Here is a 202-nt window from a genome sequence, read left to right as displayed (position 1 = left end):
CTTCAGCAGATTATTCCACACCGGGTGCAGATCTTCGCCGGTGCGGTTATCCGCCGCGTCATACCAGAAACGTTCCTCGCCGTCCGGCTGAATGCTGCGCGTCATTCTGCCTGCCGCATCGTAGCCCCACAGTGACTGGCTGTATTTTTCTGCCGGGCTGGACGGGGCACCATCGGTGACAATCTGGCGAATGATCTGATCG

Annotated in this window: 1 protein-coding gene; it reads right to left on the bottom strand. The window is 58.9% G+C overall.

What is annotated here, in order from left to right:
* The coding region (locus VH86_RS24635) for an RHS repeat domain-containing protein (RefSeq protein ID WP_045834452.1) at positions 1 to 202 on the bottom strand (202 nt) is incomplete at both ends.

The sequence above is a fragment of the Pantoea sp. BL1 genome, assembly GCF_000963985.1.
GTDB classification, from domain to species: Bacteria; Pseudomonadota; Gammaproteobacteria; order Enterobacterales; family Enterobacteriaceae; genus Pantoea; species Pantoea rwandensis_B.
The sequence above is the reverse complement of the archived record's forward strand: the minus strand, read 5'-3'. Positions and strand labels throughout refer to the sequence as shown.